The 19,607-nt window shown below is 53.9% G+C and carries 18 protein-coding genes; 3 read left to right on the top strand and 15 right to left on the bottom strand.

The window, feature by feature from the left end:
* Nucleotides 1–10 precede the first annotated feature (10 nt).
* The 12 genes from NST37_RS11980 to NST37_RS11925 form a co-directional block, all read right to left on the bottom strand.
* Complete coding sequence (locus NST37_RS11980) at nucleotides 11–769, bottom strand: SDR family oxidoreductase (protein ID WP_039071141.1); 759 nt, start codon at nucleotides 767–769, stop codon at nucleotides 11–13.
* Between the two features lie 13 nt (nucleotides 770–782).
* Nucleotides 783–2,228 carry an aldehyde dehydrogenase family protein gene (locus NST37_RS11975; protein WP_031933286.1) on the bottom strand — a complete coding sequence of 482 codons (1,446 nt, stop codon included), beginning with the start codon at nucleotides 2,226–2,228 and terminating at the stop codon, nucleotides 783–785.
* Between the two features lie 3 nt (nucleotides 2,229–2,231).
* On the bottom strand, nucleotides 2,232–3,308 hold the full coding sequence (locus tag NST37_RS11970; protein ID WP_339167931.1) for a tartrate dehydrogenase: 1,077 nt from the start codon (nucleotides 3,306–3,308) through the stop codon (nucleotides 2,232–2,234).
* 208 nt (nucleotides 3,309–3,516) lie between these two features.
* The gene (locus tag NST37_RS11965; RefSeq protein ID WP_024985040.1) at nucleotides 3,517–4,827 is read right to left on the bottom strand and encodes a sigma-54-dependent Fis family transcriptional regulator; all 1,311 of its coding nucleotides are present in this window, start codon (nucleotides 4,825–4,827) and stop codon (nucleotides 3,517–3,519) included.
* Nucleotides 4,824–5,069 carry a hypothetical protein gene (locus tag NST37_RS11960; RefSeq protein WP_003386977.1) on the bottom strand — a complete coding sequence of 82 codons (246 nt, stop codon included), beginning with the start codon at nucleotides 5,067–5,069 and terminating at the stop codon, nucleotides 4,824–4,826. Before NST37_RS11960 ends, NST37_RS11965 begins: the two co-directional genes overlap by 4 nt.
* 96 nt (nucleotides 5,070–5,165) lie before the next feature.
* Nucleotides 5,166–5,837, bottom strand: coding sequence for a hypothetical protein (locus NST37_RS11955; RefSeq protein WP_024985039.1), 672 nt, complete (start codon nucleotides 5,835–5,837; stop codon nucleotides 5,166–5,168).
* A 24-nt stretch (nucleotides 5,838–5,861) separates the two neighbouring features.
* A complete protein-coding gene (locus NST37_RS11950; protein WP_327956084.1) occupies nucleotides 5,862–6,551 on the bottom strand; it encodes a GNAT family N-acetyltransferase in 690 nt (229 codons plus the stop codon).
* Nucleotides 6,552–6,561: 10 nt separating this feature from the next.
* A complete protein-coding gene (locus tag NST37_RS11945; RefSeq protein ID WP_003386980.1) occupies nucleotides 6,562–7,419 on the bottom strand; it encodes a carbon-nitrogen hydrolase family protein in 858 nt (285 codons plus the stop codon).
* A 250-nt stretch (nucleotides 7,420–7,669) separates the two neighbouring features.
* Nucleotides 7,670–8,929 carry a M20 family metallo-hydrolase gene (locus NST37_RS11940; protein WP_339167928.1) on the bottom strand — a complete coding sequence of 420 codons (1,260 nt, stop codon included), beginning with the start codon at nucleotides 8,927–8,929 and terminating at the stop codon, nucleotides 7,670–7,672.
* A 75-nt stretch (nucleotides 8,930–9,004) separates the two neighbouring features.
* Nucleotides 9,005–10,621: an amidohydrolase gene (locus NST37_RS11935; protein WP_327956082.1), complete on the bottom strand. Its 1,617-nt coding sequence runs from the start codon at nucleotides 10,619–10,621 to the stop codon at nucleotides 9,005–9,007.
* Between the two features lie 22 nt (nucleotides 10,622–10,643).
* Complete coding sequence (locus NST37_RS11930) at nucleotides 10,644–12,140, bottom strand: sodium:solute symporter (RefSeq protein WP_003386983.1); 1,497 nt, start codon at nucleotides 12,138–12,140, stop codon at nucleotides 10,644–10,646.
* Nucleotides 12,137–12,337 carry a DUF3311 domain-containing protein gene (locus NST37_RS11925; protein ID WP_003386984.1) on the bottom strand — a complete coding sequence of 67 codons (201 nt, stop codon included), beginning with the start codon at nucleotides 12,335–12,337 and terminating at the stop codon, nucleotides 12,137–12,139. Before NST37_RS11925 ends, NST37_RS11930 begins: the two co-directional genes overlap by 4 nt.
* A 158-nt stretch (nucleotides 12,338–12,495) precedes the next feature.
* Between NST37_RS11925 and NST37_RS11920 the strand changes: the two genes are divergently transcribed.
* The 3 genes from NST37_RS11920 to NST37_RS11910 all read left to right on the top strand — a co-directional run bounded on the left by NST37_RS11920 (nucleotide 12,496) and on the right by NST37_RS11910 (nucleotide 15,466).
* A complete protein-coding gene (locus tag NST37_RS11920; RefSeq protein ID WP_003386985.1) occupies nucleotides 12,496–14,133 on the top strand; it encodes a PucR family transcriptional regulator ligand-binding domain-containing protein in 1,638 nt (545 codons plus the stop codon).
* 182 nt (nucleotides 14,134–14,315) lie between these two features.
* A complete protein-coding gene (locus tag NST37_RS11915; protein ID WP_024985204.1) occupies nucleotides 14,316–14,642 on the top strand; it encodes a helix-turn-helix domain-containing protein in 327 nt (108 codons plus the stop codon).
* Complete coding sequence (locus NST37_RS11910; protein ID WP_155808033.1) at nucleotides 14,582–15,466, top strand: IS3 family transposase; 885 nt, start codon at nucleotides 14,582–14,584, stop codon at nucleotides 15,464–15,466. Before NST37_RS11915 ends, NST37_RS11910 begins: the two co-directional genes overlap by 61 nt.
* A gap of 80 nt (nucleotides 15,467–15,546) precedes the next feature.
* Here NST37_RS11910 and NST37_RS11905 read toward each other — a convergent pair whose 3' ends face one another.
* The 3 genes from NST37_RS11905 to cysW all read right to left on the bottom strand — a co-directional run bounded on the left by NST37_RS11905 (nucleotide 15,547) and on the right by cysW (nucleotide 19,606).
* Entirely contained in the window at nucleotides 15,547–17,160 is a 1,614-nt protein-coding gene (locus tag NST37_RS11905; RefSeq protein WP_003386987.1) for an ATP-binding cassette domain-containing protein, read from the bottom strand.
* A 509-nt stretch (nucleotides 17,161–17,669) separates the two neighbouring features.
* Complete coding sequence (locus NST37_RS11900; protein ID WP_327926287.1) at nucleotides 17,670–18,746, bottom strand: sulfate ABC transporter ATP-binding protein; 1,077 nt, start codon at nucleotides 18,744–18,746, stop codon at nucleotides 17,670–17,672.
* Nucleotides 18,743–19,606 (bottom strand): sulfate ABC transporter permease subunit CysW, encoded by an 864-nt coding sequence (cysW, locus tag NST37_RS11895; RefSeq protein WP_003386990.1) that lies wholly within the window; start codon nucleotides 19,604–19,606, stop codon nucleotides 18,743–18,745. Before cysW ends, NST37_RS11900 begins: the two co-directional genes overlap by 4 nt.
* Between the last annotated feature and the right edge of the window lies 1 nt (nucleotide 19,607).

The raw sequence follows: 19,607 nt of genomic DNA, 5'->3' as shown, positions 1-19,607 counted from the left end.
CCTTTACCCGTTAGATTCCGCGTCCTCCATCGATGTTGACGATCTCGCCGGTAACGATTTTGGCCAGATCACTGCATAAATAGAGAGCCGCCTGTGCAATGTCGTCCGGTTGAATCAATGCGCCCAGAGGAACGCTGCTCAAAAAGATATCCTTGGTATCCTTCTCGATCTGTTCCGCATCGCCGTGCATAAATTTGCTCAGCATGGGAGTCTCGGCAGGCCCCGGGTTGATCCCGTTCACGCGAATCCGATAAGGCGCAAGCTCGATCGCCAATGCTTTCGTCAGCATGATCGCCGCCCCTTTGGAAGCACAGTACGCATTCAGTCCCGGACGAGCGCGTACCCCTGCAATCGAGCAAATATTCAGAATAGAACCGCTCCCCTGCTGCTTCATTCTAGGCACAGCGTACTTTGACGTGAGATAGATCGATTTTACGTTTACATCCATTGTCCGCTGCCACTGTTCCTCCGATACTTCCTCAACCGGCGTGAACGCCATCGGAACGCCAGCGCAGTTGACGACAATATCGAGAGAACCGAATTGTTCCACCGTTCGGTTAACGGCGGACTCAACTGAACCGGCATCGGCTGCGTTTGTCTGAAGAGCCAGAGCCAGAGGACCGCATTCACCGGCTGTAGCCCCGGCAGATTCTCCGTTCAAGTCGACGACCGCTACCTGTGCTCCCTCTTTTGCAAAAAGCCGGCATATCGCCTTTCCCATCCCCGATCCGCCGCCGGTGACAAATGCCGTTTTTCCTTTCAGCAACATCTGCTCCCCTCCTTTACGGCTTCAGATTCATGACGACCATCTTCAGATCGGTCATCTCTTCGATGGCGTAATGGGGCCCTTCCTTGCCAAGACCGCTGTTTTTGATTCCCCCGTAGGGCATTACATCGTTGCGGTACGTGGAAACATCATTGATAATGACGCCGCCGTACTCCAGCACCTTGGCCGCCCGCATCGCCAAATTGAGATCATTCGTGAAAATGCCCGCCTGCAAGCCGTATGAAGAATCGTTGGCTGCAGCAAACGCTTCCTCAATCGTCTGGTAGGGAATGATTGTGACCACGGGTGCGAACACCTCCAGACAGTTTACTTTCATCTCTGGCCTCGTTCTCGTCAGGACAGTCGGATAAACGAGCGAGCCTTCCCGAACTCCGCCGTGCAAAAGCTCGGCGCCCTGCTCGACAGCTTCCTTTACCCAGCTCTCGGCCCGAATCGCTTCCGCCTCGCTGATCATCGGGCCGACGTCTGTTTCGGCGTCCTCTGGATCGCCGACGCGCAGGGCCCGCACCTCTTCCAGGAATTTTTGCGTAAACGCTTCGCGGATCGCTTCTGCTACAAATATGCGCTGCACCGCGATACATGCCTGCCCCGCATTGTGAAAACTGCGCTGAGCGATCTGTCTTGCCGCCAGCTCAAGATCGGCATCTTCGTGGACGATGTTGGGCGAATTGTTTCCCAGCTCCAGAGAGACTGGGCGCAATCCGCTGCGCTGCTTGATATACGTGCCGACCTCAGCCGAGCCGGTAAAGGTGTACATGGCGATCCGGGGATCGTCGAGCATCCAGTCGCCTACCTGGCTGCCTGAGCCTGTTACGATATTGACGTGTCCCTTTGGCAGGCCCGCTTGCTCCAGAATTTCCACCAGCAAAAAGGCAGAGATCGGGGTTGAAGTGGCCGGCTTCAGGACAACGGTATTGCCCCCTGCTAGTGCGGGTGCTACCTTGTGTGTACTGAGCAGCAGCGGATAGTTGAAGGGAGTAATGGCGCCGATCACGCCTTTGGGTACGCGAATGGCGAAGCCCAGCCGATTTTCTGAACCCGGTGTGGCAGCCAGCGGGACCATCTCGCCGGAAAGCCGTTTGACTTCTTCAGACGACAGACGGAGCGTGTTGATGACCCGATCCAGCTCCCCACGGGCGTCCTTTCTCGTTTTTCCGACCTCCCAGACGAGGGAAAGCTCCAGCTCTTCCCTTCTCTTCTCGGCGATCTGACTTGCCGCGAGCAATATATCGCTGCGTTCGGAAGGTGTCAGCGTACTGGTACGGAACGTCTGCAGCGCGTGGGTGACGGCATCCTCCACGTGCTGCTTGCCCGCTTTCGCAATCGTGGCGATCACCTTGCCGGTGTACTTATGGGTGACGGGAATGCTCTCCTCTGTCTCGATCCACTCGCCGTTGATATACAAACGATAATGCTGCACTTGAGCTGTCGTCCCTTCCATCTGTCATCCTCCCCTTCTGTACAATTGTTCACGGATCGCGTCGCCAAGCTCTCTCGTGGTGGCCTTCCCCCCAATGTCCGGGGTTCGGACCTCTCCGGCGATCAGGACATCCTCGATGCTGTCCAGCACCAGTTTGCCCAGCTCCCGCTCTCCCAGGTGATCAAGCATCATGCTGATGCTCCACAGCGTCGCGATCGGATTGGCGATGCCTTTTCCGGCGATGTCAGGCGCAGACCCGTGAATCGGTTCAAACATGGACGGATACTGCTTTTCCGGATTGATATTGCCGGAAGGTGCCAGCCCCAATCCGCCGACTACCGCTGCCCCCAGGTCTGTCAGTATATCGCCGAACAGATTGCTGGCGACTACGACATCAAAGGATTCAGGCCTGCTGACAAAAAACGCAGACAGGGCATCAATATGTGTGAGCTGGGTTTCGATATCCGGATAGTCGCTGCTGATCTCTTTGACGATCTCATCCCAAAACGGCATGGAGTGATTGATTCCATTTGATTTGGTGGCCGCCGTGAGCCTCGTCTTTCCGGACGCTTTGGCAAGCTCAAACGAAAAGCGGACGATCCTCTCGATCCCGTAGCGGGTAAAGACGTTGTTTTGCACTGCCAGTTCATACGGCGTACCGACATGGAGACGTCCTCCCATGTTCGAATATTCGCCTTCCGTATTTTCCCTGACTACGACAAAATCCAGATCGTCGTGCTGCTTGTAGCGCAGCGGGCTTTCCAAACCGCGCAGCAGCTTGATCGGGCGAAGATTGACGTACTGTTGAAAGCTCCGGCGTATCGGCAGGATCAGCTCCCAGACAGAAATATGGTCGGGTACGCCCGGTGCCCCGATCGCTCCCAGCAGGATCACGTCAAACGGCCGCAATCTCTGCAAGCCATCCTCAGGCATCATCCGGCCGTGCTCCCGATAGTACTGGCAATTCCACGGAAAAGATTCCGTTTGAAACGAGATGCCGCCATGAATGTCAGCGATGGATTGCAGCAGCGACAATCCTACCTCCATTACTTCAGGTCCAATTCCGTCTCCTGGAATGACCGCAGCCGAGTAATGTTTCATGAAAGCGACTCCTTTGCAATGAAGTTTTGTTACACGAACTTCTTGCAAGGCTCATGCCAAATCAGTATGTTTCAAATATTCCGTCAATTATTGGCCGGATATCGGCCGTAATGTTTCATCGCTGTTTCATACCATCGATTTTTGTTGCAAGCTTGTTGCAAGTGCAACAGCCAAATTCCATAAACTGGTTTCCCTCATTCCCCATCCACTAAGGCAGCATCACCCCGTATTTTTTTAGCTTCCGCCAAAGCGTTGTCCGATCCATCCCCAGTATTTTCGCCGCCTCCGCCCGATTTCCTTTTGTCTCTTGCAAAACGCGGCGGATCAAATCTGCTTCGTCAATGGCTGGCTGAATATCCTGCACCTTCCTGCCGCGCTGCACTTTCTTCGCAAAAAAAGCAGCATCGGATAAATCCAGGCGGCCTCCCTTGCAGAGCAGCACCATTCTCTCCACTACATTGCGCAACTCCCGGACGTTTCCAGGCCAATCGTGTTTGGCAAACAGCTCAAACACCTGCTCGCTCACTTCTACGATGCATCTGTCATCTCTCTCTTCGATCTCGCGGATCATCGACCAGACAAGGGCGGGAATGTCATCGGGCCTCTGGCGCAGGGGCGGGAGCTCCAAGGTCAGGACATTGAGCCGGTAGTACAGGTCAGAGCGAAATTCCATCCTGCCGATCAGCTCCTCCAGGTCGCGGTTTGTCGCTGCAATGATCCGGACATCTACGGGAAAAATTCGCTCTCCCCCAATCCGGCGCACTTTTTTCTCCTGCAGTACGCGCAATAGCAGCGCCTGGATAGGCAGGGACATCTCGCCGATTTCGTCCAAAAAGAGCGTTCCTCCGTGAGCCAGCTCAAACAGTCCCGGCTTGCCGCCTTTGCGGGCCCCTGTAAAGGCCCCATCCTCATAGCCGAAGAGCTCGCTCTCCAGGAGGTTCCCCGGCAGCGCCGCACAGTTGACAGCGACGAACGGCCCCGTTGCCCGCTGGCTGCAGAGATGCATTCCTTGTGCAAACAGCTCCTTCCCGGTTCCGGTCTCACCGAGTATCAGAACGGTCGCATCGGTCATTCCGAAGGTCTCCGCCAGCTCCCTCGCTTCTCGGATCGCGCTGGACTGGCCGACGATGTCTTCGAGTCGGTATTTTGCTTCCAGACCGCTTTCCATGCTCTGCTTGCGGATGCGGAGCTCCATTTTCTGAATATCGGTGATTTCTTTAAACGTACTGACAGCCCCGACAATGTCACCGTCTATGGAAATGGGCAAACGGTTGATGATGATTTGGCGGTTCAACACGGTTGCGATATCGCCGATCTCCCGCTTTCCTGTAGCCAGAATGCGGAGCATGTCGGAATGGGGAATGTACCGCGTGATCTTTTCCCCGACGATATGCGGCGGCAGGCCGAGAATTTCCAGGGCGTTCTTGTTCACCCAGATGACCGTCGAGTTTTGGTCTACCGCGATAATTCCGTCATGAGAAGCGTCCAGAATCGCCTGTATGAGCGTGTGATCCTTCATTTTTCGATGCCTCCTTCCTGCGCCCGATCCAGCATCAGGTCTACTTCCGCAGGAGGCTTCCCGGCAGCTTTTTTGCGCTTCCGTTTCTTTTTGCGCAAAGTCAGGATCGCGGTCAGCATGAGAACGAGCGTGGCGAGCTGTACAGGCTGTGTCAGCGAAGCGTCCAGCCACCCGCTCATATCGAGCAATTGGAAAAGGACCGCCAGATAAAGTATAATCGATGCCCAATTTTGCTTTTTCACCGTTTTTCCCCTTCTATCCGCTAGAATCCCGCATGTTTATGGAAAAAGACTCCCGGGAAGCATGATCGCTTTCCAGGAGTCGATGCAGCGCGTTGGCTAAATCGGACGAAGCGCCAGGGTTTCGCGTCCGGCCAGGTCTTCCACCATATCATGCCACGCTTTCGGTTTTTGCGGCAGCACAGCGTAGTACCTCGTCAAAAAGGTCTTCACGAGAGACGCTTCCAGCTCCTGCTGGTCCTCATTTGTCGGCATGAAGCACAAGTCCAGGCCTGCAACGGCTTCGCCATCGTTTTGCCAGGACGGGTGAACATAAGGGAAATCAATCCGCTTGTAGCCTAGGTGGGAGAGCACCTCCCGGCGTACGAACGGGTCCATCGGCTTGATCCCGCCAAACGCATGCTCTTGTACCCGATACGGGTCGTAAATTTCGGCAAACATGCCGTACAGCTCTTTTCCGTTTTCCTTAGCCAGATTCATCAAATCCTTCTGGCGCTCGCGGGCGAGGAAACGGCCAATTCCCAAACCTTCACGGCCGATGATCGTGAAGTCGGTCATTGCTACGTTCAGGTCCGTATAGTAACGATATTCGGTGGCGCCAACCACTTCTCCGTTCACTACAGCGACAAACACACGGATGCCCGGGTCCTCAAGCGGCTCCTTCCACAGGTCAAAGTCCAGCACTTCCTCTGGCGGAAATACTTCCTGCATGAGCCGGTGCATGCTTGCAAATAGCGGGTCCGAAATGTTTTGAATGCGAACATACTGCATGTGTGCTTCCTCCCAATTTCTCTCCTATTTTATGAACGGGTCCGCTGGCCGAGAACGAAATGGATTTTTCCATTCCATCAACGCGGCATAGTTATGCGATTCCTCGTCTTCCAAATAATTGGCCACTACTTTTACAGGCGTACGGCCGCAGCGCATCAAAAAGCTGATCACGGGGTCCTTTAGCTCGCCCTTCACTACTTTTTCCAGGTACGCTTCCGCCGACATCCCAGACGCATGCCGCCCATATCCGGGCATGCGGCCACCCCCGAGCAGCCGCTCCAATCCTCTGTGTACGACCAATTCATACATCGCCTGCATCATGCTCATCCCAAGCCGCCAGTTGCGGTAAGCCGGGCGGATGCAAATATCCACGACATACAGCGTATTTCCGTCAGGATCGTGATTGCGGATGTACCCGGAGTCGGTTACTTCCTCCCAGGTGTGGTCCGGATGCTCCGGATCGTAGGAAACGAGCAGACTCGTCATCGAGCCTGCCAGTACGCCCTCCACCTCGATGCAGATCGCACCTTCCGGAAACAGTGTGACATGATTGGTTAGCTGCTCTTCGTTCCACCACAGCTCGGAGGGAAACGGCGGAGGAAAGCTCTCCTGCTGGATGCGGATCAGCTCCGCATAATCCTCTCGTGTGTAGTTGCGAATCACGGCTTTGGCCGGCTTGTCCTCGTGAAACACAAAAAGTTCTTTCCGATACACGGCTGCACCTCTATTTCCAATCGGGATACAAATCGATCCTGCGATCGCGCCAGGTCGTGACAGAGCCTTTTTCCCTTACGTCATACAACAGCTGCAGGTCCAAATCCGCCGTCACCAGCATATCGTTGTTGAGCTCGCCCTCGACAAGGACGCCCCGCGGCGGGAACGGAATGTCGTTTGGCGTGAGCACTGCCGCCTGGCCAAAATTCGCCCGCATGAAGTCGACTGTCGGGAGAGATCCTACGGTTCCCGTCACAACCACGTACACCTGGTTCTCGATGGTGCGGGCATGGCTGGTGTAACGGACGCGGTGAAATGCGTGGCGGTCGTCCGTGCAGGATGGACAGAAGATGACGTCGGCACCGCGGGCTTTCGCCATCCGCACCAGCTCGGGAAACTCGATGTCATAGCAGATGATCATCGCCACTTTGCCCTTGTCTGTCTCAAAAATGTGCAGGTCGTCGCCGGCGCCCATATTCCAGCCTTTGATCTCCCAAGGCGTGATGTGAACCTTTTTTTGCTGGCCGACGCGGCCATCGGGGTAAAACAGGAACGCCGTATTGTACAGACGTCCGTTTTCCCGGATAATGTGCGTGCCTCCGATGATGTGCATCTGATGACGCTGTGCCAGCGTGGTAAACAATTGTATGTACGCCTCCGTAAACGACGGGAGGTCATTGATCGTCAGCGCGTTTCCTTGCGCGTCTCCGATGGACATCAACTGGGTCGTAAACAGCTCGGGAAACAGCAAAAACTCGGTTTCGTACTCCTCGGCCGTCTTTACGTAATGCTCAACCTGTTTGGCAAACTCCTCAAAGCTATGAATGGTATGCAGATGATACTGCACGGCAGAAACGCGCATCTTCATGGGAAACCTCCTTGCAGCACGCAGCTAAGTACGTAGATATACGGTAAATGATAGCAAAAAAAGCGGGTAAAGTCTCTCTTATTTGCAGGAAAAATGCAAGTCGATGCCTTCGCTCACATCTTGGCTCACAACTCTCTTCCGGATCGGTTCTCTCGTACCAAATTTTCAGGTTCACACAAATAAACCAGACTTCTTTTCTGGCAGCAGAAACGGCCTTCTCTTTTGTCAGAAGGCCGTTTGAACCGGGTCGTTATTTCTTTGCCGCCATTCGAACAACGGTCCGGTACAGCAGCTCGGTGCCAAGCGCAATATCTTCATACGTCGAAAACTCCTGCGGATTGTGGCTGATTCCGTCTTTGCAGCGGACGAAAATCATGCCGTAATCACAGACGTACGAAAGCGCCAGGGCATCGTGGAAGGGGCCGCTCATCAGCTCGGGAGGATTGAGTCCCAGCGCGCTGCTCTCTTCCCGCATGATCGATTTGATCCAGTCGGCGCAGTACCGGGGTTCGCTGTTGGTATCCTCCGTAATCGTATAACCAAGTCCACCTTCTTGTGCGGCCTGCTCGATCGCGGCCCGCAATTCCCGCTCCCGCTGATTGCGTCTCAAAAGGTCGATATCCCTGAGATCGATGGAAAAGCGAACGCGCTCCGGGATGATATTGCGCGAGTCGGGAAATACCTCCAGATGGCCGACGGTGCCCACTGTTGGAGCATCCGGGTCGGATTTGGCAATTTCATGCAAGGCCGTGATGACTTTGGCCGCCCCTACCAATGCGTCCTTTCTCATCCGCATCGGTACCGAACCGGCGTGACCGGCAAAGCCCTCAAACTCGACCGTCCACCAGAGCGGACCGGAGATGCCGCTGACGATGCCTACCGGCTCCTCAAGCTGATCGAGGATCGGTCCTTGTTCAATATGAAGCTCCAAGAAAGCGCCGATGCTGCCTTCGGGATAGACAGACTCCTGCAGGCGCTCCGGGTCACAGCCGAATTCCTGCAGCGCCTGGCGCCGGGACACTCCGTTTTTGTCCGTACGCCCAAGCTCGCCTTCCTCCAGCTTTCCGAGTATGCCCCTCGACCCGAACAAGCCCTTTTGAAAACGACAGCCCTCCTCATCGCAGAAGGCGACGACCTCAATCGCCTGCTCTGGCCGCAGTCCCTGTTCCTTGAGCGTCTGAACAGCTTCCAGCCCGCCCAATACGCCGATCGTCCCGTCGAACCGCCCCCCGTACGGCTGCGAATCGATATGGGAGCCGATCATCAGCACGGGAGCAGCCGGGTTTTGTCCCTCAAGCCGACCGATCAGGTTGCCGAACTGGTCGATTCGGGCGGAAAGTCCTGCTTCCTCCATCCAGCTTTTGACCAATTCGACTCCCGCCCGGTCCTCCGGGGAAAGGGCCAGACGGCATACTCCTGTTTCCCCGATCTTGCCGATCCGCGCCAACGCCTCAATCCTTTGCTTCAAGCGCTCCTGATTGATTTGGAGCTGTCTGGTCTCCACGCTCATTTTCCGCGACCTCCTTTTCATTCTCGCAAAAGAACGGTTTGCCTTTTTTACGAAAGGAATGGACGACAGAGGTGCTTACTTCGCCATGGCTTCCTGACTGGCATACACGACCTCTCCGTCGATCATCGTAAGGCTCACTTGCAAATCCTTGATGGCTTCCTTCGGCACATCCAGCATTCTCCCGTTGACGACGACGAGATCGGCCAGCTTTCCCGCTTCGATGCTCCCTTTCAGCCCTTCTTCAAAGCTGGCGTACGCACCGTGAATGGTAAACATTTTGATGGCGTCCATGACGCTGACTGCTTGCTGCTCTCCTACCGTTGCCCCGTTTCTGCTCTTGCGATTGACAGCGGCATGGATGCCGACGAGAGGAGAATAGCCTGTTACCGGACAATCGGATGCACCCGCGGCGATGATGCCATTCCGGAAGAAATCACCGACCGGATACATGTATGCCGAGCGCTCTCCGAGATTTTTCAGGTAGCTCTCCCCGTACTCGTACAAAAAGGCCGGATTCGGTGTCGGAATGACACCCAGCTTTGCCATCCGCTGCACCAGATCAGGGGCGGATACGCCAGCATGCTCGATCCGATGGCGATGGTTCTGGCGAGGATGCTTTTCGAGCGCTTCTTCAAAGCAGGCGAGCAGCAGCTCAATGGCCCGGTCTCCCTGAGCGTGGGCTGTAATCTGGAATCCCTTTTCATGTGCTTCTATTAAAATCCTATTCAATTCGTCCTGGGAATAGTAGAGGATTCCACTGTCCCCCGGCCTGCTGGCAAACGGCTCGCGCATCGCCATTGTCGGCGCGATGCTGGCACCGTCGACGAACACTTTTGCCGGTCCGATTCGGAAGCGCTCGTCCCCAAGACCGGTGACAATCCCGGCATCGATGACTTTGCGGACAAAGGCGTCCGATTGATTTAGCGCGCAAATCATCGCATAGATGCGCACCTTGACATCGCCGGCCTGTACGGCCTTTTGCATGGCCCGCAAATTGTCCGGCCCGTACCCGCCTGCATCGTGCACGCTCGTGATTCCCGCGGCGACAAAGTCTTCGGAGGCGAGTCGAAGCCCTTCCCGGTACTCCTCCTCCGAAAAGGCAGCAGCCTCAAACATTTGCATATGCGCCGTCTCCACAAGCAGCCCTGTTAGTACTCCTTGTTCATCACGGTCCAATCTGCCCCCCTGCGGATCGGGCGTATGCTCGTCAAACCCTGCCCTGCGCAGTGCTTCCGTGTTGACGATGGAGTGATGGGCACAGGTCCGCATGACAAAGACCGGATGCTTTTCCGAAACGCTGTCCAGCTCCTGGCGAGTCGGGAACCGCTTTTCGCGCATACGGTTCTCGTCAAAACCGCAGGCCCGCACCCACTTTCCTTCCGGTGTGCGGGATGCTTGCTCCCGCAAGGCTTCCAGCAGGTCTTCGATCGAGTCGATTCCTCTTGCCTTGCAGTCGACGCCCAGCTTGTTGGTCCCGTAAATGGTGATGTGCAGATGGGAATCAATAAAACCGGGCAGCAAGCTTTTGCCTTCCAAATCGATTACCCGTGTCAGCGGGCCTATGTATTTGCTGACTTCTTCATTCGCGCCCACTGCCGAAATACGGTTGCCGCTGACAGCAACCGCCTCCACAATGCGTTCGTACCGATCTACCGTGATCACTTGTCCGTTGAGAAATACTGTATCTGCCATAAAAAAGTCTCCTCCTTTTTGCTTATACCGGCTGGTGTGTTTCGTCTCCGGCGATGGCATCTTTCTCTCTCGCCTGAACGATACGCTGCGTAATGACATGCACCGCGAACATGACAACCAGGTTGATAAAAAGAGCGATTACTCCGACGTTCAGGTCTTTGACAACAGAGGGCAGCGAGGGAAACAGCGTCCCGACACTGACCTGGGCGATAGTCACATAAGCGACGGTCAACACCCCGCTCGCGATTCCGGCGAAAGCGCCGTATTTGTTGACGAGCGGACGTGCAGGCACGCAGAACAGCAGAGCGGGAAATAGCTGTGTAACGAGGCTGTACCCCATCAGCAGCAGGGTGACGAGCGTATCTCCTCCGCTGAGCGTAAAGTACAAGCTGATCAGCGATAAAACCGGCACCAGGCTTTTGGCAAGCCAGGGAAGCTGCTTGTCGCCCACACTTGGCAGCAGAACCTTGATCACGTTTTTCGAAAGAAGGGTCGCCGCCGTCATCAAAAGCATCGAGCCCGGAACGAGCGCTGTCAGCAAACCGGCAGCGCCGATCAGTCCGACGATCCACGGGTCAAAGGTCTGGATCGACAGCCGGAGAAGCGACAAATCGCCGTCTGCTCCTTTCAGGCCTGGCACCTGCAGGATTGCGGTAAAGCCGACGAAAAAGACGAACAGCAGCATCAGCGTATAGAGCGGAAGCATGACGGTGTTTTTTCGGAATACACGGGCGCTTTTCGCCGAAAAAATGGAACCGAACGTATGCGGCCACATGTAAAAGCCCAGCACCGTCAACAGGACGGTCGAGATAAACCAGGAAATGCTCATTCCTTCTTTGGGAAAAGTCAGGAAACCGGGATTGGCAGCGTGAACGGCTTCGAACATCGGCCTGATGCCTCCATAGTAATGATACGGCAGGTACAGACCGAGAAAGACCACGACAAAGAAGATCATGATGTCCTTGATGGCCGCAGTCCAGGCCGAGCCGTGTATGCCCGAGATCATGACGTAGGCGGTCACGGCGAGCACGCCGATCCATACAGCCGCAGAGGGAGAGATCGAGCCGTATGATGCTTCCGAGACGATGATTCCCAGCCCTTTAAACTGGAGGACCAGATAAGGAATGATCGCGAGTACGCCGACAGTCGCAACGAGGATGCCGAGAACCGGGCTTTTGTATTTGCTTACAAAAAAATCGGACTGGGAAACAAGCTTGTGTTCCTTGGCGTACCGCCAGATGGGAGGAAGCAGCCAATAGGAGAGGACGTATGCGAGCGAGATGTAGGCAAGCACATAGTAAGCCGGAGCTCCCTTGGAATAGGCCCATCCGCTGCCCCCGAGGAAGGTGAAGGTCGTATAGATTTCGCCTGCCACCAGCAAAAAGATGAAGATCGTGCCAAAGCCGCGTCCGCCTACGGTCCACTGCTCCATGTTCATGTCTTTTCCCTTTTGGGCGCGAATGCCGAAATAAAGAGCGGCAAGCAGGGATGCGAAGATGATTAACAGCGCATGGTTCATCCTTCTTCCTCCTCTCTGTTGACCGGGTCCAGCTTGTTGACAAGGGCCATGATGCCCGAGGTCAAAACGACCCACATCACGATCCAGAAAAGAACGAAAGGCATCCCCAAAACATAAGGCTCGACGCGGTTCACAAACGGGATTCCGCCGAGCATCCCAACGAACGGTACGAACCCCAACCAATCCTTCGCTTTCACTCACCCTACCCCCAATCAAATGGATGTTGGTTGCTTGCCGATCGGCCGATCGAACATGTATGGTATTATTATCGAAAGATTCAATCTTTTCCTTTGTCCACGTTTCCAGAAAGCGGATGGTTTTTTTGTTCCATTTACTAAACATGTGGAGGGATCGCATGATAACCGTACGTGAACTCATCTCTGTCGTCGGCTGGGGACCCAATGCCGTGCTGGCAGGCGAATCCTTTTTGGACAAAGAGCTTATCGCCGTTACGTCGTTTGATTCCCCCGACGGATACAAGTGGCTTCACAAAGGCGAATTTGTCCTGACAACCGGCTATCCGTTTGTCACAGACAGGCAGACGCGCGAAGCAAGGCTGCTGCGGCTAATTGACGAGCTGGCCGAGATCGGCACCCCCGGCTTTGCCATCAAGCTGGGCCGATACATCGACGAGCTCCCCGCCCGCGTCATTGAGCGGGCCAACGAAAGGCAGATGCCGATCCTCTCCTTTCCGATGGACAAGGCCTGGTCGGACATCATTATCCCTGTCGCGCACTACATAAACGCCAAGCAGCGGGAGGAGCTGGATCGGACCCATGCCATCTACGAGGTGTTTCACCGCCATCTCACCAGAAACGGCAGTGTCGAAAATTTGGCCGAGCTGCTCCACGATATCCTGCAAACGCCTGTCAGTATTTACGCCAGAACCCCCAAATGGAATTGGCATGTGCCTGCCCCTATCGAACATTCGCCCGGACTGGAAGAATTGCTGACATCGACCCGAAACGCCCGGATGCACTCGCAACTGTCCCGTTATCGCGACCAGCATCTCATTCGCTGGCTTGTACATAACAATCGCCGGGAGGGAGCTGTTGTCCTGTGGAACGTCACACGCGAGCTGTTTCCCTGGGAAAACGTTGCGCTGGAACAGACAGCTGCCCTGCTTTCGCTGGAAATCGAGCGTCACTACACCGTCGTATCGACGTACCAGCGTTTTCGCAATGATTTTCTCCAGCTTCTTGTATCCGGAAAAGAGCAATCGACTGACCTGCTCATACGCAAGGCGGAGGAGCTCGACTGGGAGCTGGCGGACCGCTATGTAGCTGCTGTCATGCAGGCTACAGCCGGTTCCGCCAGCGACATGAAGGCCTGGAGTGAGCATGAAGCTGTGCTTGAGACAATTCGGAACCACTGGGAAACCCATCGGCCCCCGATCTTGTGCGGGCTGGATCGCGAGCATCGGATATTGCTGCTCTTTCCGGTGCAGGCTGATACGGTGGTTCAGCCTTCCGAAGAGCTGCTCGCCAGCCTGGAGATGTTGATACAGAAAAACAGGCAGCGCTCCATGTCCATCGGTATTGGCCGTTCCTATCCCGGCTTGGGTGGCATTGCCCAGAGCTACCATGAAGCGGTGATCAGCTGTCGGGCTGCGAGAGAAGGTGCCCCGCCCAATTCCGTCGCGGGTGCAAAATCTGCCCTGACGATCCGCCAATTTTCGTCACTCGGCATCGAGCGTATTTTGTTTGCCGAGTCCCCCGATCAAGAAGCCCGCCAGTTGGCTGATGAGTGCCTGTCCGCGCTGGCCGAATACGACCGGGAGCGCAAGGGCCAGCTGATCGACACCCTCCGTATGTTTTTGGCCTGCGATGGCAATCACGCCGAAGCTGCCAAGAAATTGTACGTCCATAAAAACACAGTCAAATACAGGCTGCAGATCATCCGGGATTTGACTGGACTTCACCCCGAGAAAGGTCATGATCAACTGTTATTTCGTATCGCTTTGACCGCTTACAAAGACAGCCCGGTGGTGTAAAGATGCCGTCCGTTTCGCGTTCTGGAATAACTGACAGGTTCACACGATGAAATGACAAGGCTCTGCAATGAAACCTTCCGGAAAATCAAAAAACCTCTGGCCTAACTTGAAGTGCACCCCTTAGAATGGACATTGGATTAAACCCCTGGTAAATCCGATGAAATTTAAGGGGTGCATTTTTTATGGTGAAAAAGGGGCAAACGTTTAGAAGTTATTCTCACGAATTAAAGGTGGAAGCCATACGACTGCATATCGAAGAAGGATGGACATACCGTCGAATCATGGAGCATCTGGGGATTCCGGACCGCCACCGGCTTAAAGTATGGATGAAAAAATATAAACAGTTAGGCGAATTTGGGTTGATGGATCAACGAGGTAGACGTGAAGAATATGTTGATCAAGATCGATATGTTAAAAAGCTAAAACGAGAGAACTCGATGCTAAAAAAGTGTTTGAAAATCTGGATGCGGGAGGTGCAGCCCATAAGTATGAGGCGATCAAGCAAGTAGCTGGTGAGTATACGACTAGTGAACTTTGCAAGCTGTTTGGAGTCTCAAGAAGTGGATACTATGCATACTTGAAACGGCAACAAGCGGACCGGGACAAGCCCGTGAAAGACCTCATCAAAGTAGTTTATAAGAAGTATGATGGTAAATATGGGTATCGACAAACCCAGCTGTTTCTCTTACGAGATCACGGGGTATGGGTCAACCATAAGAAGGTACTACGTCTGATGCAAGAAATGAAGCTCCGTTCTCGAATACGCCGCAAATATCGAGGTCACTATGCTTCAACCGAAGGTGGACGAGTCGCTGAGAATGTGATGCAGCGGAATTTCAAAGCGGATGCACCTAATCGAAAATGGGTAACCGATGTCACACAGTATCGTGTCGCGGATACGTGGCTCTACCTGTCTGCTATTAAGGATTTGTTTAATAATGAGATTGTGGCTTACCACATTGGAGTTCGCAACGACAATCAGTTGGTCCTACGGACCTTTGAGAAAGCCTTTAAAAAGACGAAAGACGTGACTGGACTGATCGTTCACAGCGATCAGGGATTCCAGTACACGTCCTACGCTTACCACGACATGTTGCCGAAGGTTGGCGCCCAAATCAGCATGTCTCGGAGAGGCAACTGTTATGATAATGCCTCGATGGAGAGCTTCTTCTCGCATCTCAAAACGGAAGGGCTCTACCCTTATGATATCCGAAGTGTGGATGAGGCACAAAGGCGAATTGAGGAATATATTCAATTCTACAACCAAAGTCGACCACAACGAAAATTAAAAAGGCTGACGCCTGTTGAATTCAGACGTCAGCTGTCGGTCTAACGGTCGGGTTTTTTCTTACTGTCCACTAAATGGGGTCTTGACCAACTCAGACCAGAGGTTTTTGCATTTGCTCAATCGTCTTACGCGTAGTGTTGCTCGCGAAGCCGCTGGATTTCTTCGCTTTCCAGGTATTCATCGTACGTAATCATCTTGTCGATGATGCCTTTTGGCGTAAATTCGATAATCCGGTTTGCAATCGTCTGTACGAATTGATGGTCATGGGAAACGAACAGAAGTGTTCCGTCGTATTCGATCAAGCCATTGTTCAAAGCCGTAATCGACTCCAGATCCAAGTGGTTGGTCGGCTCATCCATGATCAACACGTTGGCCTGGGCCAGCATCATTTTCGCCAGCATGCAGCGGACTTTTTCTCCACCGGACAGGACGTTCGCTTTCTTCAGCGACTCGTCGCCGGAGAAGAGCATCCGGCCCAAATAGCTGCGGATAAACGTTTCATCCTGCTCTTTGGAGTACTGGCGCAGCCAATCGACCAAGGACAGGTCCGTATTGAAATACTCCGAGTTGTCTTTCGGGAAGTACGCCTGGGAGGTCGTCACTCCCCACTCAAACGTACCGCTGTCTGCTTCGACCTCTCCCATCAGGATGCGGAACAAGGTCGTTTTGGCCAGCTCATTCGGTCCGACGAACGCGACTTTGTCCCCTTTGTTGATGGTCAAATTCAGATTTTCAAACAGCTTCTCGCCTTCGAGCGTTTTGCTGAGGCCTTCGATCATCAGGAGATTCTTGCCCGCCTCCCGCTCCGGCTTGAAATTGATGTACGGATAACGGCGGCTGGACGGCTTGATGTCTTCCAAAGAAATTTTCTCCAGCAGCTTTTTCCGCGAGGTCGCCTGCTTCGACTTGGACGCATTGGCGCTGAAGCGTGCAATAAACTCTTGCAGCTCCTTGATTTTCTCTTCTTTTTTCTTGTTCTGTTCGCGGGCCATTTTCAGCGCCAGCTGGCTGGATTCGTACCAGAAGTCGTAGTTGCCGACGTACAGCTGGATTTTGCCGAAGTCGATATCCGCGATGTGCGTACAAACCTTGTTCAGGAAGTGGCGGTCATGGGATACGACGATGACAGTGTTCTCGTAATCGGCCAGAAAGTTTTCCAGCCAGCGGATCGATTCGATGTCCAGGTGGTTCGTCGGCTCGTCCAGGAGCAGGACGTGCGGATTGCCAAACAGGGCTTGTGCGAGCAAAACCCGTACTTTCTCGTTGCCCTGCAGGTCCTTCATCTGCTTGTCGTGCAGTTCTGCAGGAATTCCGAGACCTGTCAGCAACTCAGCCGCATCCGCTTCGGCCATCCACCCGTTCAGCTCTTCAAACTCGCCTTCCAACTGGGATGCGCGCATGCCGTCCGCTTCAGAAAAATCCTCTTTCATGTACAGCGCGTTCTTTTCTTCCATGATTTCGTACAGACGGCGGTGACCCATAATCACTGTTTTGAGTACTTCAAATTCATCGAATTCAAAGTGGTTTTGCTTCAAAACGGCGATCCGCTCTCCCGGCGTGATCGAAACATGTCCGCTGGTAGGCTCGATTTCACCGGAGAGGATTTTTAAAAAGGTTGATTTGCCGGCACCGTTGGCACCGATCAAACCATAACAGTTGCCGGGCGTAAACTTGATGGTTACATCTTCAAACAATGCGCGTTTTCCGTAGCGCAATGTAACATTCTGAGTACTTATCATCACAATACCTGCCTTTTTTCACTCATTCAAACACTAATCATATCAGAAAAGAAGACTTTTCGCAAAATATCGCAAGTTGAGAAGGGACCGCCTCTCCCCGTTTGTTTTACAGCTTTTCAAGACAATCCGGAAAAGGAGGTTTCCGTTGATAGAGATGGCCTTTCTCGGGAAAGCTATGCATGGACCCACAACGGTTTTTCGAAAGGAGGACCTAAGTCATGTCAAAGAAAAACGGCGTAAAAAATGAAATGGGAAACAAGGAAAATCCTTCTCAGACACGAGCTTCGAATACGATCAGCAAAGAAGAGACTCGTTCCAAGCAGCGCGGAGAGTAGCAATCTCTGCTGCCTGGCCTAGCAACGCTCTGCAAGCAGAACAGGAAAAGCCGGTCTATCAAAAAAAGACCGGCTGACTTTTGTTCGGGTGTCATTTTTTCTAATCGTCGGTACCGTTCGTTTGTTGCCCATTTCTTCATGGCTTGTGTCATTGTCTGTCCCTTCATTTCATGTCTACGCATGGATCAGATGTCCGCCCACGTAAAAGGCAACATGCTTCAGGTGTACATACAGCAAATCGCCGGACTGGAGGGAAAGTTCTGCAAAGCGGCGCCGGCTCATTTCGGCTTCGAAGATTTCCCCCGTATCCATCCGTCTTAGCTCAAGGCGGACTACAGAGCCCAGATTGTAAACATAGATCAGCTCCGCCGCCACGGACTGCGGATATTGCGGAGACCGGCTTACATCTACATCGTGCGGCCTTACGTAGCCGACCGCCGGCACATTGTCATCCTCTGATGCCCAATCCACAGGAAATTCCGCCTCTCCCAGCTTCACCTTGCCGTCTGCAATCCGCCCGCGAAAGAAGTTGACGCGCCCGAGGAAGCTGTACACAAACGGATTTGAGGGATTATTGTAGACCTCCTGGGGCGAACCGGTCTGCTCGACTCTTCCCTCGTTCATCACCACGACCCGGTCCGCGAGCTCCAACGCCTCTTCCTGATCGTGCGTGACAAAGACAATCGTCAGTCCCAGCTTTTCGTGCAGCCGTCTCAGCCAGCGTCTGAGCTCCTGTCGCACTTTTGCATCGAGGGCACCGAACGGCTCATCCAGCAGCAAAAATTTTGGCTCCACGGCCAGCGCTCTCGCCAGCGCCACTCGTTGTCTCTGCCCCCCGGACAATTGCGAAGGGTACCGATGCGCAAGCCCTTCCAACTGCACCAGACGCAGCAATGAGTGAACCCGTTCTTTGATCTCCGCCTTGGTCGGCCTCTGCTTGCGCGGCCGGACAGTCAGTCCAAAGGCGATATTGTCAAAAATATCCATATGCCGAAACAGGGCGTAGTGCTGAAAGACAAATCCCACTCCCCGTTCCCGCACGTCACGATGTGTATGGTCCTCTCCGTTGAAAAACACCTGGCCTGAATCGGCTGGCTCCAGCCCCGCGATCAATCGCAGTAGCGTTGTTTTGCCGGAACCAGAAGGCCCCAAGAGAGCGACCAGCTGTCCTGTCGGAATCTCCAGCTGAACGTCGCGCAGTGCAGTAAAGCTTCCATATGACTTGCTGATGCCGCAAATTTCAATACTCATGCGCTGGCCTCCCTTATGATTTCCGGCATCGCCTCGTTTTCTCGCTGCTGTCCTTCCGTTTTCCACTCGATCAGGCTTTTCAAGACGAGCGTGACCAACGCCAGGACAGCGAGCAAGGTAGCGGCAGCAAACGCGGCGACAAACTGATATTCGTTGTACAAAATCTCCACGTGGAGCGGCAGTGTATTGGTCATGCCCCTGATGTGCCCCGAGACGACGGATACCGCTCCAAATTCCCCCATCGCCCGGGCATTGCACAAAATGACTCCGTATAACAGCCCCCACTTGATATTGGGCAGGGTGATCCGCCAAAAGGTCTGCCAACCGCTTGCTCCAAGCGAGATCGCCGCTTCCTCCTCATCCTTCCCTTGCGCTTCCATCACCGGTATCAACTCTCTCGCCACAAAGGGAAAGGTCACAAAGGTTGTCGCCAAAACAATTCCCGGAACAGCGAAAATAATCTTGATATCATGCGCTGCAAGCCAAGGGCCGAGAACTCCTTGCGTGCCGAACAGCAGAACAAATATCAGGCCGGAAATGACTGGAGACACGGCAAAAGGCAGATCGATCAGCGTCAAAAGCAGGTTTTTGCCTCGAAAGGAAAACTTCGCAATGGCCCAAGCCGCGGCCACGCCGAAAACAACATTGGCAGGGACACTGATCGCCGCAGTCAGCAGCGTAAGCTTGACGGCAGAAAGGGTATCCGGCTCTTTTACAGCCTGGAGAAACAAGCCGATTCCCTCGCTGAAAGCTTCGGAAAAGACGGCAATCAGCGGAACGACCAGAAACAATCCCATGAAGATCAAGGCTACTGCAATCAAGAGCCAGCGAACATACCCGGGTTCGCTCGTATCAGTCAAT

Source organism: Brevibacillus sp. FSL K6-6036, from assembly GCF_037964015.1.
Classification (GTDB): Bacteria; Bacillota; Bacilli; order Brevibacillales; family Brevibacillaceae; genus Brevibacillus; species Brevibacillus borstelensis.
The sequence above is the reverse complement of the archived record's forward strand: the minus strand, read 5'-3'. Positions and strand labels throughout refer to the sequence as shown.